Below are 16,199 nucleotides of genomic sequence, written 5' to 3'. Positions count from 1 at the left end.
GTTCCCGACCCGCCTCAGCGCCCTTCCGAGCACCTCGTCGCCGCCGGTGAGGGGTTATCTACGGATACCCACTCCGACTCGCAAGACCAAAATTCGCATTTCCGTCATTTTTTTTGGCAGAAACCTTCAACTATCTGATTTCAAATCATTCTTTCGCGATTGCGCCCGGTTCGCGGGCCCCTGCACCGCCCAATGCGAGCAATCCTGCAAGGCCGGACATGGCAATCGGGAACAGGGTGAAGAAGCCCGCGCCGAAGGCCCAGTACATCGCCCCTGCCGAAGCAATCAGAAGCACCGAAGCCATGACGGGACGCAGCACCGCCATAGCGCCCCCGGTGATCGCAAGCAGCGGCGCGACCACTCCGGCGGCGCGCAGCATGTCGGCATTCTCGGGGCGCATCGCGATCTCGGCGCCTTCGGCTTCGACCCATCCGGTGAACGCGATCCAGCCCGCGACCGAGATTCCCACGATCAATCCGAGGATCCCGCCGATGATGCCGAGAATGACTGCTGCCTGTTTCATGTCCTGTCCCTTGTCCGGTGTTTTTTCCCAGATAAGCGGCGGCAGGCCATGCGCCAAGTTTCAGAGGGGAATGAACCCGTCCACTTCCGGCGCGTAGCAGCGCACGCGCTCTGCCGGGGGAAGGTTGTCGACCGAGAGGATCGGACGCAGCGGACCGGCGGCGCGGTCTTCGGCCGTGCAGATCCGGAACTCGGCGATCTGGTAGCCGCGGGCGCGCAGGCAGGATTCCAGCCCGGCGCGCCGCTGCGCCGGGCTGGCAACCTCGGCGGCGGCGATGATCTGCTGTTGGGAAAGGCCCGGTGCGGCGCCGATGGCGAACAGCTCGCAGGCTTGAAGGTCGGCGGCGCGGGTGGCGACCGGGGTGGCGGGTTTCCAGATCACCTGCCGGTAGGCAGTATCCGGATCGACCGCCGGGGCCGGAGCGCAGGCGGCCAGCGCCAGCGCTCCGATTATCAGTATGCGCGGCAAGTGCGTCAGGCGGTGGTCGGCGGCTGCGTGGTCAGCATGCCGCCCTGGCTCGGGTCAAGGCAGATGATGCTGTCCAGCGCCGGCTGCACGTTCGGACGGACCACCAGCGTGCCGCGCTCGTAATCCGACGGACGGCAGACCGGCAGCTCGGTCACGGTATAGCCCTTGTTGCCCAGGCACTGCTTCACGAACGCCTCGACCTGCGCCGGGTCCGAGGATGCGCTCGCGGCAGCGATCTGCTCCTGCGAGGCATTGGGCGGCAGGCCGCGGCCAGCCAGCTCGCACTCGTTGATGTCATAGGCGCGGGTCACCAGCGGCGTGTTGGCCTTGTAGGTGAACGGCGTCGTCGCGACCGGCTCCTGCGAGCCGCCGGGCGTGGTGCCCGGAGGGGTGCACGCGGACAGCAGCAATGCGGCGACGGGAAGGGCTCCAAGAATTTTGCGCACGGTAAGATCCAATCTGTTGGCGTATGAACGAACCCTACACCAGCACTTCGCGCCAATGAACCGGGCACCCCCTGAGGGGCGGGCGATGCGGCAAGCGGTTGCCTGCGCGCAACACCCGCGCCAACCGGATCTAGGGCGTCAAACCTCGCGGCCCAGCATTTCCCGCAGCACCCGGTCGCGCAGCTTCAATCCATCCGGATCGGCCTGCGTCTTGAGCGCGCTGAACTCTTCGGCCCAGGCCGAAGTCCGCACGCGCAGTGGCGGGCGGTCGGCCTCGAGCGTATCCAGCACCACCTGCGCGACCTGGTCGGCAGTCTGGTAGAGGTCCCCGCCCGCGCGGCCCTGCACGGTGGCCATGTATTCCTGCAGGATCGGCAGGTAATCGTCCTGCAGCAGCCCGCCGGTCGCCTCGACCTGTGCCAGCGCACTCGTGGCGAATTCCGAGGCGATGCCGCCCGGCTCCACCAGGCTGAACTCCAGCCCGAAGCTGGGGCCGACATAGGATGCCAGCCCCTCGAAATAGCCCTCCAGCGCGAACTTGGAGGCGCAGTAGACTTCGTTGAAGGGCTGGCCGACCAGCCCGCCGACCGAGCTGATGGCGACCAGGCGCCCCGCCCCAGCCTTGCGCATATGCGGCAGCGCTGCCTTCACCAGCCGCACGACGCCCATGAAGTTGGTGTCCATGACACGGGCGATGTCGGCCTCGTTCGCCTGCTCGGTGCTGCGGACATAGCCGATGCCCGCATTCGCCACGAGCGCGTCCAGCCTGCCGTCCGCCTCGATCACCTCGGCCACGCAGCGGGTCACGCTGGCGGGGTCGGTCACATCCAGCTGGCGCACCTGCACCTCGACGCCCGCCGCCTGCGCCGCCGCGTCCAGCGCCTCGCGTTTCGCGGTGTTGCGCATCGTGGCGTGCACGGTCCAGCCGGCCTTGGCGGCCAGTACGGCCAGCGCCTGCCCCACGCCGGTCGATGCGCCGGTGATCAGAAGATTGCGGTTCATGGAGGTCCCCTTGCGTCTCGTGGCGCCTGAGCGCCAGAATTAATGAGCGATCATTCACTCATTAATTCATCGATTCGCAATGGCCTCCCACAGCATCGTGAAGGTCGTGTCGATCACCACCGGGTCCGAAGCCGCGCCCGCCGCGGCATTGCGCGCTAGGTGCATCGCCGGGCCGGTCAGCATCGCCATGACCGCAGGCAGCGGCGCGGGTTTCAGCGTGCCGTCGGCCAGCGCCGCCTCGACGATGGCCACGACGTCCTGCGCCAGCGCGCGGGTCTCGGCCTCGGCCTCACCGGTCAGCATGTTCGAGGTGCCGATGATCTCGGCGAAGATGAAGGCCTGCGGGTTTTCGACCGCGAACCCGTGCAGCGCATGCCACATGGCGCGCAGCTTGGCCGCCGAGCCGGTTTCGGCATCCGCCGCTTCCATCAACCGGGCGTGCAGCTCGGCCTTCAGTTCCAGGTAGACGTCCCGGAACAGCGTGTCCTTGTCGGGGAAGTATATATAGAGCGTGCCCACAGACACGCCCGCGCGCCTTGCCAGTTTCGAGGTGGAGGCGCCCGAGAACCCGCCCTCGACGACTTCCGCAATCGCCGCCTCGCGGATCTGCCGCCGTTTCTCCTCGCTTTTCGGTCTGGCCATGGCGCTTCAGGCGGGCGGCCCCGAAAGGCCGCCCTGCCCGGTTCAGTCCTTGGGACCGATCATCTGCTCGGGGCGCACCACGCGGTCGAAGGTCGCCTCGTCGACGAAGCCCAGCTTGATCGCCTCTTCCTTCAGGGTCGTGCGATTCTTGTGCGCGGTCTTGGCAACGGTGGTCGCGTTGTCATAGCCGATCTCGGGCGCCAGCGCGGTGACCAGCATCAGGCTCTCCCACATCAGCTGGCTGATCCGGCCCTCGTCGGCCTCGATGCCGCTGACGCAGTTGTCGGTGAACGCGACCGAGGCATCGCCCAGCAACTGCATCGACTGCAGCACGTTGTAGGCCATCATCGGCTTGTAGACGTTCAGCTCGAAATGCCCCTGGCTGCCGGCGAACCCGACGGCCGCATCGTTGCCCATGACATGCGCACAGACCTGGGTCAGCGCCTCACACTGGGTCGGGTTCACCTTGCCCGGCATGATCGAACTGCCCGGCTCGTTCTCGGGCAACATCAGCTCACCCAGCCCGCAACGCGGCCCCGAGCCCAGCAGGCGGATGTCGTTGGCGATCTTGAACAGGCTCGCAGCGACCGTCTTCAGGGCGCCCGACATCTCGACCAGCGCGTCATGCGCGGCCAGCGCCTCGAACTTGTTCGGCGCGGTGACGAAGGGCAGCCCGGTGATCTTCGCAGCCTCGGCGGCGAAGGCCTCGGCATAGCCGGTCTTGGTGTTCAGCCCGGTGCCGACGGCGGTGCCGCCCTGCGCCAGCGGGTAGATATTGCCCAGCGCAGCCTCGACCCGTTTGATCCCCTGCTCGACCTGGTAGGCATACCCACCGAACTCCTGGCCCAGCGTCAGCGGGGTCGCGTCCATCGTATGGGTGCGGCCGATCTTGATGATGTCCTTGAACGCCTCGGCCTTCTCGGCCAGCGCGGCGTGCAGCTTCTTCAGCCCCGGCAGGGTCACGTCGCGGGCGGTCATCGCCACCGCAATATGCATCGCCGTCGGGAAGGTGTCGTTCGACGACTGGCTCATGTTGCAGTGATCGTTCGGGTGCACGGGCTTCTTCGAGCCCATCTCGCCGCCCAGCATCTCGATCGCGCGGTTCGAGATCACCTCGTTCGCGTTCATGTTCGACTGCGTCCCCGAGCCGGTCTGCCAGACCACCAGCGGGAAATGATCGTCCAGCTTTCCCGCGACGACCTCGGAGGCGGCGGAGACGATCGCATCACCGATGCCCTTGTCCAGCTTGCCCTGCGCCATGTTCACGGTCGCCGCGGCCTGCTTGATCACGCCCAGCGCGCGGACGATGGCGACGGGCTGCTTCTCCCAGCCGATGGGGAAGTTCAGGATCGAGCGCTGCGTCTGCGCGCCCCAGTACTTGTCGGCGGGAACCTCGAGCGGTCCGAAGCTGTCGGTCTCGGTGCGGGTCGCGGTCATGTTTCAGGGCCTCGTTCTGAATGGACGCGCGTTCTATACCCACAGGAACCGGCAATTCCAATGTGGCGTTTGATCCGTGTCATGTACCGGGCAACGAAACTGCGGCAGATTGCGGGAAAACAAGGGAAGACTCAGATGGACCAACTCACGATCGCCTCCGACATCATGGAAGACCTGATCGAGCGGATGCGTACTCACATGGCACGCGAGGACGTGCCCGCCCCTGCGCGGCAACCTGACGAGTCCGAGGACGAGAATTACGCCTTCTCGATGGAAAGCCGCGCCGGCGATCCACAGCGCAAGGAGCTTTGGGACGAGATCGACGGGCTGGATGACGATCACCAGGCGGAACTGGTCGCGCTGATGTGGATCGGCCGCGGCGATTTCGAGCCGGGCGACTGGGACACCGCGATCCGCGAGGCGGTGCAGCGCCACGATGGCCCGACCGCCGATTACCTGCTGTCACACCCGCTGGTCGCGGACTACTGGGCCGACGCTATCGAGGCAATGAGCGAAGACTGATCCGGCACGATCCGGGCGGCGCCTTGGGGCACCGCCCGCCTGTCAGTGCTTGCGGAACTGGTCGAGACTGACGACGTCGCCGGTTTTACGGTCGTCCTCGTCGTCGGCAGAAGCGGCCGCAGCATCGTGCCCGTCGGCGCGCTGGGGTTCCGGTTCGTCGTCGTCGAATTCGGCGAAATCCTCGTCCTCGTCCGCATCCTCCGGTTCTTCGCCGGCGTCGAAACGCAGGCCGAACTCGACGGACGGATCGACGAAGGTCTGGATCGCGTCGAAGGGAATCACCAGCTTCTCGGGCACCTCGGCGAAGTTCAGCGTCACCGCGAACCGGTCGGGGGTCACCACGAGGTCGGCGAACCAGTCCTGGATCACGATCGTCATCTCGTCCGGGTACCGCTGGCGCAGGTAGTCGGGGATGTCGACGCCGGGATGCGTGGTGTCGAAGGTGATGAAGAAATGATGCGCGCCCGGCAGGCCGTTCTCGGCCACATCCGCAAGCACCTCCGCCATCAGGCCCCGCAGGGCCTTGTGCATCAGGCGACCATAATGAAATCGTCGGGTCATCGGCATGGCTCCGGCTTGCGCGTCCACATTAACGAAAAGTGCGTGGGTGAAAAGGGGGTGCTTGTCAGCGACGGAAACCCGGTTCGGCGTGTCACGCGCGGGCATCATTTCCGCGCGTCTGGGTAGAAGCGGTCATAGAGAAAAGCCTCGCGTTCGAAAAGCCATGACCGCGTTTCGGCAGACAGTGCCGCCGAAGCGTCGATCCCACGGGATTTCGAAGCATTGACCCGCCGCCCCCGCGCCAGCCAGTCGATCGCCCCCTCCGGGTCGCGCAAATGCGGCGCCAGCGGACCGCGCGCCAATGCGGTCAGGTCCTCGGCCAGGGTTTCGGTCTTCAGCACGGCCGAGTGGAGCCTCTGCCGGTCATAGGCGGCGTTCAGCCCCGCAAGATCCGTCTGCCGGCGCAACACTCGCATCGGTCTGGCAAAGGACAGCGCGAGGAAGCGGAAACTCTGGAAGCCGATCAACTCGGGATGCGCCTTTGCATAGCCTTCGCGCAGCAACGCGGCATTGGCCGGGTCCATCACGAAACGCAGCCAGCGCTCGAACCCTTCGGGCGTTCCGCTGTAGAGCCGGAACCGCCCCGCGCGCAGCAGCCGCCAGAACAGCCAGCCACGCCAGCTGCAGCCATATTGATAGAGAGACAGGTATTGCGACAGCGGCTCGCGCACGGTGATGAAGTGGAACACATCCGGCGCCGGCGCCTCGGCGACGCGGCCATGTTTCTCGAACCGCTTGCGGGGCAACGCCAGCTGCGCGGCCAGGAACTCCGACACCAGGGTGGAGCCGGTCTTCTGGACGTCGAGATAGACCACCGGTCCGAAATCATCCATGCACATCCCCTGCCCTGCTGCGGGACCGGGCCCGCCCATACCGGCGCACGAGTTGCCGCGCAAGCACCATGGCGGGCCCGCACGGATGCTGCACCGGCCCGGCGGCTGGCGTTTCGCAGAACTGTTCTGGCGGGGATGGTAATGCAGGCTTCTGTTGCCAGGTGCCTGCGAACCCCGCCAGCCCTGGCTAGAGGACTGGACTTAGATTTCGGTTTGGTTACTGCTTACGCAGCAACGGCCACCGGAGCATGGTTGTCATTGGCAACTATACTGTACGAGCCGATAACGGTGGCATCCAGCCGAGTGAAAGCAATCACCTTTACACGTCCGTCGATCCTGTTTCGGCCCCTCGATCCGCCAATGACCGGATGTTTGGTGGAGCCGCCGGGTACCGCCCCCGGGTCCGATCCGCTTATTACGTGCGCGTTTATCACCATAGTCCCTTGCGAGACATTGCTAATCTAGGCCCGGTGCGGGCGTCTTGCAAGGGGGGCTAGCGGGTCTCGGGGCCCGGGCGGGGGCCTCCGGCGGGGATATTTGAGGAACGTGGAAGGCGGGAACATTCTTCATCGCAGCGCACCGAGACGGGGGACGCCGATCTCGCGGATCAGCTTCTCGCGCATGGCGCGGGCATAGTCGTCGAAATCCGCCGCCGCGACCACGAAGGAGCCAGGGCCGCGGGTCACGAAATGCCGGTAGTAGCGCCCGAGTGCGGTCTCGTCGCTTTCGATGGCCAATCCATTGATCGTGACATGTTCCTGCGCGGGAGAGATGACGAGGGTCTGCGGCGGACGGCCGACATTGTTCTGCCCGTCGCCCGAGACGTCGATCTTGTGCGACCGGCAGTCCGGCATCCGACGCAGTTGCATCAGTGCGAAGGCCAGCGCCGAGCCGAGTGCCGTCGGTGCGTTGCCGAAAGCGCGGTCCTGGTCGCGCAGCCGCGCCGTCAGCGTCTCGAGCGCGGCCATGTCGTTCAGCAGGATCCAGTCCTGCACGATCCGCTGCTGCTGCACGCCGGACCACTCGAAGACCTGCAGCGCGACGCTCGCGCCCGGCTCGGCGAAAAGCGCGTCTCGCACCTCGCGATCCTCGAGCGCGCGGGCGACGCCCTCCAGTTGCAGACGGTACTCCCGCGCATCCACCGAGGAGCTGACGTCCAGCGCCAGGGTCAGCGCCAGCCGGCACTCCGCCATCGCCGGTGCCGAGAGCGCGAGCAGCAGCGCCAGCACCCGGATCACGAGGCGGGCACCAGGATCTCGCGGAAGAGCTTCCGCCGGATCGCCCTTGGATAGTCGGAATAGCCGGTGGCGCGCTCGACGAAACTGCCCTCCCCGGCCGCCACGAACCGCTCGTAGAACCGGGCGACGCTGACGCCGATCCGGTCGATGGCGAGCCCGTTCACCACCACGCCGCGCGCCGCCGTCGCCCGGCTTTCCAGCCGGGTGTCGCGCCCGTCATTGGTGATCCCGTCGCCCGAGACGTCGATCACCCGCCGTCCGCAGTCGGGCACCTGGTCGAACATCGGCGCCATCGCGGCCAGCGCATCGCCCACAGCGGTCTTGCCGCCACGGAACTGCCGCGGCGCGGCGCGCACCTGGGCGGACAGGCGCGCGACATCCTCGGGCGCCGCCATCCGCCGCCAGGGGATCGTCACCGCCTGCTCGGCCGCCCCGGACCACTGCACCACGGCGACGGCGGCCTGCGCCACCCACAGCGCATCGGCCACGTCCGGATCCTGCAGCGCATCCGCCAGCCCATCCATCTGGAAACGGTATTCCCCCGCGTCGATGGAGCCCGACACGTCGACCGCCAGTAGCAGCGCCAGGCGGCAGGCCTGTGCGGGGCCGGCAAGGCCCCACAGCATCGCAAGAAGCGCCAGGATCCTCATATCCGAACCCTAGCGCCCCGAAGGCCACCCTACCAGTGGCCAGTGTTCTCCATGCTCGCCCAGGGCTCCTGCTTGGGCAGGGCCTCGCCCTCCTGCAGCAACTCGATCGAGATGTTGTCCGGGCTGCGCACGAAGGCCATGTGCCCGTCGCGCGGCGGCCGGTTGATCACCACGCCGTTGTCCATCAGGTGCTGGCACATGTCGTAGATGTTCTCGACCCGGTAGGCGAGGTGCCCGAAATGCCGGCTGTCGCTGGGCAGGCCCTCGTCGCCGTCCCAGTTGTAGGTCAGCTCGACGGCGGCATCCTCCTGGCCCGGAGGCGACAGGAAGATCAGGCTGAACCGGCCGCCCTCGTTGTCGATGCGGCGGGTCTCTTCCAGGCCCAGCAGCTTGTAGAACGCCATCGAGGCCTCAAGGTCCTTCACCCGGACCATCGTGTGCAGGTAGCGGATTCTCATCCCCCGTCCCCCTTCATCAAGAATTGCAACCACACCCCAGATATGGGTATGCTCTCACGCCCGGACCGCCAGATGCAGTGGTCTCAAAGAATCAGCCGGACGAGGCGCGAGGATGAATGATATGTCGGACCAGCCGCAAGCCCAGGACGAGATCGCCGCACTGCGCGCGCAATCCCACCAGACCCGCCGGGCGACCGTCCCGGCGATGGAAGAGCGGCTCTACACGCCCCACCCCGTCCTCGACCACGGCTTCGTGCGCGCCATCGACTACATGGGCGACGACAGCGCCATCGTGCAGGCGGCGCGCGTCAGCTACGGCGCGGGCACCAAGAAGGCGCGCAACGACGAGGGGCTGATCCGCTACCTGATGCGGCACTGGCACTCGACGCCCTTCGAGATGTGCGAGCTGAAACTCCACGTCAAGCTGCCCGTCTTCGTCGCCCGCCAGTGGATCCGGCACCGCACGGCGAACGTGAACGAATACTCGGCGCGCTACTCGATCCTCGACCGCGAGTTCTACATTCCCCAGCCCGAGCACCTCGCCGCCCAGTCCACGGTCAACAACCAGGGCCGCGGCGACGTGCTTCAGGGCGAGGAAGCCGCCCGCGTGCTCGAGATGCTCAAGACCGACGCCGGGCGCGCCTATGACCATTACGAGGCGATGCTCAGCCAGGAGGGCCAGCAGGGCCTCGCGCGCGAGCTGGCCCGCATGAACCTGCCCGCCAACATCTATACCCAGTGGTACTGGAAAGTGGACCTGCACAACCTGTTCCACTTCCTGCGCCTGCGCGCCGACGCCCACGCGCAATACGAGATCCGCGCCTATGCCGACGTGATCTGCGAGATGGTCAAGGACTGGGTCCCCGCCGCCTACGCCGCCTTCGAGGATTACCGTCTCAATTCCGTCCAGATTTCGGGCAAGGGGCTGAACGCGCTGCGCCGGATGCTCGCAGGAGAAGAGATGGACGCCGAGAAGGCGGGCATGAGCGCCGGGGAATGGCGGGAGTTTGAGGGGATTGTAAACTCTCGCTGACCGGGGTAAAACGTGAACATTCATTGAATCTGAGGTTAACTTGAGTAAGGGTTTCGACATTCGCGGCGTTGCAAATATCGTCTTGGACGAAGGCCGAGGGATTGGCGCTCAGATCACAAACCTCAACTTGAACAAGATTCTATATTTCATAAATACCCACTTCATAGCAGAGACCGGTGATTCAATAAGTAAAGCAAAAATAGAAGCTTGGAAGTACGGACCAGTATACAGGGAGATTTACAACCAGTTTAAAGCTTACGGCAGAGATCGCATAGTTACCCCAGCCATGAAGGTTGACTTCACCACCGGCGAGAAGATTCCGGTGAAAGCTGACCTTCCTGAAGAATACGAAAGACGCGTTAGAGAACTAACGGCTTTTTACGCTGGGATACCTACGCCGGTACTTGTCGAAATGTCGCATGAGAGGGGAGGCGCGTGGTATCGGGCTTGGCACCACGCGGGAGACTTCAACATCGGAATGGAAATAACCGATGAGATGATCCGAAAATATGACGTCGAGCGAGTAAACAAGGTATAACACCGATGACACCCAACCCCTTCGTCAAGATTGATCGTCCGCCCACCGCTGAGAACTGGACGCGGATGAATTATCCTGAAGTCGACAAGACTACGCGCGCGATTTTTAGAGCCGCAAAAGGGCTTCCCACTTGGAACTACAATGTCTCTCGTGTGGCTGCTAAGAGTCGAATTGAGCATAGGATCGACCTTCCCACCGCGCTGACCATGGTGGAGAGGTACAAGAATAAGATTGGCCGCCCGTTCAACAAGGAAGTAGTAGAAGCGTTTTTTGACTACGAGGCCGGTGAACCCATAGACGGGCTTCCAGCTTTCGATGATCTTGTGGAAGCCTTCCCGCTGCGCAGAGGGATCTCCATCCCGATCAAGCCGCTTACCGTTGTCAGAGAAGGCAAGCACTTCGTGCCGTTGTTTCTTTGCCCATGGAGCACTGTAAACCTTGATCGCTTTCAGGCGAGCTTGCTAATGACGGTTCTGGAGAAGTCACTCTTTACGCTAACCGACTTCGAGGACTCTGAAGGCAAGATCCTGTTCTTCCCAAAAGTGGCCTGCGGCACTGGGGTTAGAGTTCGCCGACCAATGGTATGGCGCAGGGGACAATTCCCCCTGTTGAGCGACAACGAACTCGCGGATCAGGTTCGGGTATTTATGGAAAGCCGCGATGCGGCGAGAATCCTTTATCAAGATTATCTAGCCGCGATGCGCGGTTAGTATTTGAATAGCTTGCCCATCCTGGACCCGCTTGAGTGCGGGGTGGGCATTCTACCCACCTGAGACACCAACCAGTCGCAACCGCTTGGTGAGGTGAAACCCTCACTCTTCGGCACCCGGAGAACCAGCGAAGGGCGCACTTCAGCCCGCCAATCGCCGCCACCCGCCCGGAGCCAAGGCCGAAGGCCGCCGGCCGAGCGCCTGCCCGTCCCGGCGGGCTGGCGCTTTGGCAGCCGCGCACTCCGGCCTGCCCCGTCCAGACAGCGACAGGCATCAAGCAAGGACCACGACCGCAGCAGCGCCACCCCACGGGCAGGCGCGCGCCCCCCGGTCCACGGCGCCCGGCCCGGCGCTCGCCATCGCCGCCGCTCTTGCCTACCCTGTCCCCGACAGCCGTTCGGCAGAAACAGCGACCGGAAGAAGGACGCGCCCCATGACGACAGCTCGGATCAAGGCCCGCCCGCCGCGCGGCAGGATCATCGGCACGGCCTTCGCTCTCTGCCTCGGCCTTGCCGGATGCACCGACCCGACCGCCCCGCCCGCAAGCCCCGCATCCAACCCCGCGTCCAGCCCTGCGGACATCACCGGAACCGCCCGGGTCATCGACGGCGACTCGCTGGTCGTGGCCGGGGTCGAGATGCGGCTGAACGGCCTCGACGCCCCCGAGGTGCCGACCGCCGCGGGCCAGCGCGCCCGCGCGGGCCTCGCGCGGATCGCACGCGGCCCCGTGTCCTGCGATCTGACCGGAGAGCGCTCCTACGACCGGATGATCGCACGCTGCGCCAACGCGAACGGAGACCTCGCCGCCCAGATGGTCGCTGCCGGTCTCGCCCTGGACTGCGCCCGCTACTCCGGGGGCCGCTACGCCCGCTACGAGACCGCCGAGGCCCGCGCCACCCTGCCCCGCAGCGGCTATTGCTGAGACCGGATTCGGCGGCCAGATCAGGCCCCGAAACCCCGTTAACGAAGTTTTCACACTCTTTTCACCAACGATCCCATGGGGTTAAGGGGGTTTTCACGATGAAATCCCCCATTTTCATGCCCTTTTCACGGGCACCCTCACGATGCCTCCGGCCCCGCCGCCCCAGATGCCGATTGCCCGGACGACGCCCCCGCGGCTAGGCTGCGCCAGAGGCAGAGCCGGACCCGCGATGGCGCAGATCGAGCACGCTTACGTCTACGCCGCCGGATCGCGGCTCGAGCCCGCTCCGGGCGGCTACCGGCTTGGTCTGGTCACCGACAGCGGCGCGGCGCAGGGCCATTTCCTGACCGCCTTCGCCCGCAGCCCCGAGGTCACCGCCCGCGGCCTGCGCGCCGTCAGCCAGGTCGTCGGCAGCCGGTTCTACACGCCCCCCGCCATGCTCGCCCGCATCCTGCGCGAGGCCGACCCGGTCGCCACCGTCAGCCCCGGCGCCGTCCGGTTCGAGGGCTTTTCGGCCTGTTGCAGTGTCTACGCCCGCCACGACATCGACCCGAACGCGCTCGAGATCGAGGCGCTCTCGCCCGGCACCACCAACGTCGACTTCGGGCCCGAGCTGCGCGCCGCGCTGGCGCAGGTCCGAAAGGACAGCCGGCTGGGCCTGAGCGTCGGCGCGGACGCCGTCGGCATCAGCCACGACCGCGCCGAGGTGATCGAACGCAAGGTGCCCCTGCCCCTGCGCTGGGTGCGCGGCTTCGCCGAGGTGCAAGCGCATCTGGCCGGGATGGAACACGCCGCCACCCTGCCCCGCATCGCCGCTCAGCGCTTCCTGCGCGCCCTGCCAAAGGGCGACGCGCCGCACCCGCAATGGCTGGTGACCTCCGGCAGCGCTCCCCGCCTTTCGGCCCGCCCCGAAAAGGGCGCGGTCCAGCTGCGCGGCGCCCACCGGCTGCGCGCGCTGGATGGTCTGGCCGCCCAGGCGCAGGCGCTGCACGTACACGCAAACGCCGCGCTCGGCAGTTCCGCCTGGACCCTGGACTTCGGCGACCAGCGGCTGCTGCTGGTGCTGAACGCCGAACCATGGCGCGGCTTCTCGGGCGACGGACGGCTGCTGTCGGACCTGGCCGAGCCCGACGAGGCCGGCGTCGCCGCGCTGAAAGCGCAGCTCCACTGGCAGACCGCGCTGGAGCAGAACGAGCTGGCCGATGCCGCCCGGCTCACGCCCGAGCGCGCAAGCGCGGCGCTCGCCAGGCTCGCGGCGCTGGGGTTGGTCGGTTTCGACCTGCACACGGGCGCCTGGTTCCACCGCGCCCTGCCCTTCGACATGGACCGGGTACAGGCATTGAACCCGCGCCTGAAGTCGGCCCGAGCGCTGGTCGAGGCGGGCGCGGTCCTGCTGGACCCGGGCGGCGCCGCCGCCAGCGTGCGCAGCGCGGACGTCACCCACCGCGTCACCCTGACCGAGCCGATGTCCTGTACCTGCCCCTGGTACGCCGCCAACGGCTCGGCACGCGGCCCCTGCAAGCACATGCTCGCCGTCGAGATCATCCTTCAGGACAGCCCATGACACCCGAGGATTTCACCACGCTCGTCACCACCCGCCCCGCGCCGGAGGTGCTGGAGACGCTCGCCGCGATCCCTCCGGAACAGCGGCGCGGGCTCGCGCCAACCGCGCTGAAGCTCTTCAAAGAGTGGTACGACGCCTACCTTTCGATGTCGAAAGACGCGCCGGTAGCAGTCCAGGACGACGACAGCCTGCGGATCGGGGTTATTACCACAGCCACGATGTCCGAGGCGAAGCGCTTCAGTTTTCACCTTCTGCCGCAGCGGATCGGCATCGACACGGTGATCGCCGCGCTGCGCCCGGACTGGATCGGCTCGTGGGTCGAGACGCTGATCGCCGAGACGCCATGGATGGTCCAGCGGCTGGAGGCCCTGTGGATCGAGGGCCTTTGCCCGAAGCCGCAGAGCGACGAATACATCATGGGGCTATACGCCCGGAACAGCCACGCCTTCACCCGCCGCGCGGGCGGGGATTTCGCCAGGACCGACGTCTGGCGGTTCTTCGAGGTCGAGGGGGCGGGCGAGTTCAGCCTTGCCGCGCACGACAAGTACGCCGGCCAGAACACCTGGTCGAACACCCTTCTGAAGATGGTCGAACGCGGCGATTTGGACCGGGCCCGCCTTCTCGATGCCTCGCTTGACGCGCTGGAGCGGGACTTCGCGCAGTTCCGTGCGGGCTGGTACTCGCGCTTTCACATGGCGCTGGAACCGACCCCGGAGGAGCAGGAGGCGCGGAAAGCGCGCTACATGGCGCTGCTGGGCAGTGCGATCCCACCGACCGTCTCGTTCGCGCTGAAGGCGCTGGCGGGGCTCGAGAAGCGCAAGGCGCTGGACCCGGCCGCACTGATCGACGCGCTGGAACCGGCGCTGACCGCGCAGCAGAAATTCACAGCTACCGCGGCGCTCAAGCTGCTCGGCTCGGCGGCAAAGCGGGACAAGACGCAGGCGCCCCGCGCTGCCCGGGCGGCCGTCGCGGCGCTGATCTCGGAACAGGCGGATGTTCAGAAGGCGGCGCTGGACCTGATCGACAAGCTCGCGCCCGAAGATCCGGAGGTTCGCGGCGCACTGGGGGATCACGTCGCGACCGTGGCGCCGTCGGTTCAGGCGCGCGTGGCACAGATGGCCGGCACCGACGCTCCGGTGACGGAGGCTTCCGAGCCGGCCGCGCCGACCGAGATTGCGCCGGCGCCCGTCGCCCCACTCGCCGACTTCGACGCGCTGCTGGCGGCGTTCCTGAGCGTGATCGAGGACCCGCGCGATCCCTTCGCCGTCGAGGCAGTGATGGACGGCCTCTCGCGATTTGGCGTCGCGCCGGAGGCCGAGCGGCTTGGCCCTCTGGCCAAGCGCGCCGGGCAGATCCTCAAGGGCAATACAGAGTGCACGCTGAAGATCGGGCTCGCGGTGATCGCGGAGGCGTGGTGCAAGGGCGTCCCGCTGCGTTTCGAGGGCGAGCGGCAGCACTACGTGACCAAGTTGCAGGCCCTTTTCCGACGCCGGGCCGGGGCGATCCTGGAGCGGGTGCAGGGCGGGCACGCACGGCCCATGCTCTCGATGCCGACCGACGACACCGGACGGGTCGCACCGTCGGCACTGGTGGAGCGGCTAGCAGCTTATTCAGAAGCACCGGACCCGGACGATCTGCACCTGGCGCTGCTGCGACTGGGCGAAAACGGACGCGCCGAGGCGTTGGCGGCCCTGCCGGACAGGTCGGGCCCGGTAGCCTGGGCGCTGGGCGCCGACGCCACACCCAAGGGCGATCCCGCCGATTGGATCGCCGCCTGGGCGGCGCGCGCGCCCGGCACAACCGATGCAGCGATCGTGAGGCTTGCAAGGCGCGATCTGCCGGATGCTGGCCAGCCCGCCGCCTACAGGCTCGAGGTTCTGCGGCAGGGCGAAGCGCCGTGGTACTGGTTTCAGCCTCGGGTCCATGTCTCGCCAGAGCCGCAGGGGGGCACGCCCGAAAACTGGCTTCCAGCAGTCTTCCACCAGCCGCTCAGCCGGATGCCCGACGGCAACAACCCGTTCGGCCACTCGCCCGCGACCATCGCATGGGGCGGGCTGGCATGGCCTGCGAATCCCGAGCCATTCCTAGCGCACGGCATCATGGCTCTGGAGCCGGACCAGAAGCTGACCGACCACCCTTGCCGCGCCTACCTGGAGCCGCTGCTGCGCCCGGGTGCGCGGCCCGGAGAGATAGGGCGGATGTTGCTGGGCTATTACATGGCCGGCGCGGACCGCTCGGTGACGGACCTCGCCGTCGAGACGGTGATCGAATTGGCCGCGCGCGGCACGCTCGCGGCCGGGGATCTGGCCGACGGCATCGCGCCCTTCCTGCTGGCGGGCGCCTTGCCCGCACCGCGCTGGACCAAGGCGTTCGGGGCGATCGCTCAGGTTACCGCGCAGCATGCGGACTTCGCCCGGCAGGTGCTGACCGGGCTGATGCGCTTCGATGCGGCCGAGCCTCCGCGCGACATCGGCGGGATGGTGGAACTGCTCTTCGAGCTTCAGACGCAAGCGGGCGCAGAGCTAACCGACGGCCGCGCGCGGGGCTGCCTGTCGGCAGTCACCGCTGGGGGCAAACTGGGCAAGTTTGCCAAGAAGCTTCTGGCATGAGGCGCGCGTCCGGTCCACCCTGCCCGAAAACAGGAGGAGCCCC

Annotated in this window: 18 protein-coding genes and 1 other RNA gene; 7 read left to right on the top strand and 12 right to left on the bottom strand. The window is 66.6% G+C overall.

Features of this window, described 5'->3' with window-relative positions; translation table 11 throughout:
• Positions 1-145: 145 nt before the first annotated feature.
• From ACW9UR_RS22355 to fumC, 6 genes are all read right to left on the bottom strand, one after another.
• On the bottom strand, positions 146-523 hold the full coding sequence (locus ACW9UR_RS22355) for a hypothetical protein (protein ID WP_458919289.1): 378 nt from the start codon (positions 521-523) through the stop codon (positions 146-148).
• 60 nt (positions 524-583) lie between these two features.
• Positions 584-991 (bottom strand): hypothetical protein, encoded by a 408-nt coding sequence (locus ACW9UR_RS22350; protein ID WP_458919288.1) that lies wholly within the window; start codon positions 989-991, stop codon positions 584-586.
• A gap of 5 nt (positions 992-996) precedes the next feature.
• A complete protein-coding gene (locus ACW9UR_RS22345) occupies positions 997-1,437 on the bottom strand; it encodes a hypothetical protein (RefSeq protein ID WP_458919287.1) in 441 nt (146 codons plus the stop codon).
• 138 nt (positions 1,438-1,575) lie between these two features.
• Positions 1,576-2,439: an SDR family oxidoreductase gene (locus ACW9UR_RS22340; RefSeq protein WP_458919286.1), complete on the bottom strand. Its 864-nt coding sequence runs from the start codon at positions 2,437-2,439 to the stop codon at positions 1,576-1,578.
• Between the two features lie 66 nt (positions 2,440-2,505).
• Complete coding sequence (locus ACW9UR_RS22335) at positions 2,506-3,081, bottom strand: TetR/AcrR family transcriptional regulator (protein WP_458919285.1); 576 nt, start codon at positions 3,079-3,081, stop codon at positions 2,506-2,508.
• Positions 3,082-3,123: 42 nt separating this feature from the next.
• Positions 3,124-4,518 carry a class II fumarate hydratase gene (gene fumC, locus ACW9UR_RS22330; protein WP_458919284.1) on the bottom strand — a complete coding sequence of 465 codons (1,395 nt, stop codon included), beginning with the start codon at positions 4,516-4,518 and terminating at the stop codon, positions 3,124-3,126.
• A 135-nt stretch (positions 4,519-4,653) separates the two neighbouring features.
• Here fumC and ACW9UR_RS22325 point away from each other — a divergent pair, with 135 nt between their 5' ends.
• Complete coding sequence (locus tag ACW9UR_RS22325) at positions 4,654-5,040, top strand: DUF3775 domain-containing protein (protein ID WP_458919283.1); 387 nt, start codon at positions 4,654-4,656, stop codon at positions 5,038-5,040.
• A 42-nt stretch (positions 5,041-5,082) separates the two neighbouring features.
• Here ACW9UR_RS22325 and ACW9UR_RS22320 read toward each other — a convergent pair whose 3' ends face one another.
• From ACW9UR_RS22320 to ACW9UR_RS22295, 6 genes are all read right to left on the bottom strand, one after another.
• On the bottom strand, positions 5,083-5,601 hold the full coding sequence (locus ACW9UR_RS22320) for an SspB family protein (RefSeq protein ID WP_458919282.1): 519 nt from the start codon (positions 5,599-5,601) through the stop codon (positions 5,083-5,085).
• A gap of 104 nt (positions 5,602-5,705) precedes the next feature.
• Complete coding sequence (locus ACW9UR_RS22315; protein ID WP_458919281.1) at positions 5,706-6,434, bottom strand: hypothetical protein; 729 nt, start codon at positions 6,432-6,434, stop codon at positions 5,706-5,708.
• Positions 6,435-6,574: 140 nt separating this feature from the next.
• Positions 6,575-6,925: a transfer-messenger RNA gene (ssrA, locus tag ACW9UR_RS22310) on the bottom strand.
• Positions 6,926-7,000: 75 nt separating this feature from the next.
• A complete protein-coding gene (locus ACW9UR_RS22305) occupies positions 7,001-7,672 on the bottom strand; it encodes a DUF1194 domain-containing protein (protein WP_458919280.1) in 672 nt (223 codons plus the stop codon).
• Positions 7,669-8,322 (bottom strand): DUF1194 domain-containing protein, encoded by a 654-nt coding sequence (locus tag ACW9UR_RS22300; protein ID WP_458919279.1) that lies wholly within the window; start codon positions 8,320-8,322, stop codon positions 7,669-7,671. Before ACW9UR_RS22300 ends, ACW9UR_RS22305 begins: the two co-directional genes overlap by 4 nt.
• Before the next feature lie 29 nt (positions 8,323-8,351).
• Positions 8,352-8,780: a VOC family protein gene (locus ACW9UR_RS22295; protein WP_458919278.1), complete on the bottom strand. Its 429-nt coding sequence runs from the start codon at positions 8,778-8,780 to the stop codon at positions 8,352-8,354.
• 112 nt (positions 8,781-8,892) lie between these two features.
• Here ACW9UR_RS22295 and thyX point away from each other — a divergent pair, with 112 nt between their 5' ends.
• From thyX to ACW9UR_RS22265, 6 genes are all read left to right on the top strand, one after another.
• Positions 8,893-9,813 carry an FAD-dependent thymidylate synthase gene (gene thyX / locus ACW9UR_RS22290; protein ID WP_458919277.1) on the top strand — a complete coding sequence of 307 codons (921 nt, stop codon included), beginning with the start codon at positions 8,893-8,895 and terminating at the stop codon, positions 9,811-9,813.
• 40 nt (positions 9,814-9,853) lie between these two features.
• Entirely contained in the window at positions 9,854-10,351 is a 498-nt protein-coding gene (locus tag ACW9UR_RS22285; RefSeq protein ID WP_458919276.1) for a Panacea domain-containing protein, read from the top strand.
• Positions 10,352-10,356: 5 nt separating this feature from the next.
• Positions 10,357-11,061 (top strand): hypothetical protein, encoded by a 705-nt coding sequence (locus ACW9UR_RS22280; protein ID WP_458919275.1) that lies wholly within the window; start codon positions 10,357-10,359, stop codon positions 11,059-11,061.
• A 433-nt stretch (positions 11,062-11,494) separates the two neighbouring features.
• The gene (locus tag ACW9UR_RS22275; protein WP_458919274.1) at positions 11,495-11,983 is read left to right on the top strand and encodes a thermonuclease family protein; all 489 of its coding nucleotides are present in this window, start codon (positions 11,495-11,497) and stop codon (positions 11,981-11,983) included.
• Between the two features lie 229 nt (positions 11,984-12,212).
• Positions 12,213-13,547 carry an SWIM zinc finger family protein gene (locus ACW9UR_RS22270; RefSeq protein WP_458919273.1) on the top strand — a complete coding sequence of 445 codons (1,335 nt, stop codon included), beginning with the start codon at positions 12,213-12,215 and terminating at the stop codon, positions 13,545-13,547.
• Positions 13,544-16,156, top strand: coding sequence for a DUF6493 family protein (locus tag ACW9UR_RS22265; protein WP_458919272.1), 2,613 nt, complete (start codon positions 13,544-13,546; stop codon positions 16,154-16,156). Before ACW9UR_RS22270 ends, ACW9UR_RS22265 begins: the two co-directional genes overlap by 4 nt.
• Positions 16,157-16,199 lie beyond the last annotated feature (43 nt).

Source organism: Halovulum sp. GXIMD14794, from assembly GCF_054457455.1.
The sequence above is the reverse complement of the archived record's forward strand: the minus strand, read 5'-3'. Positions and strand labels throughout refer to the sequence as shown.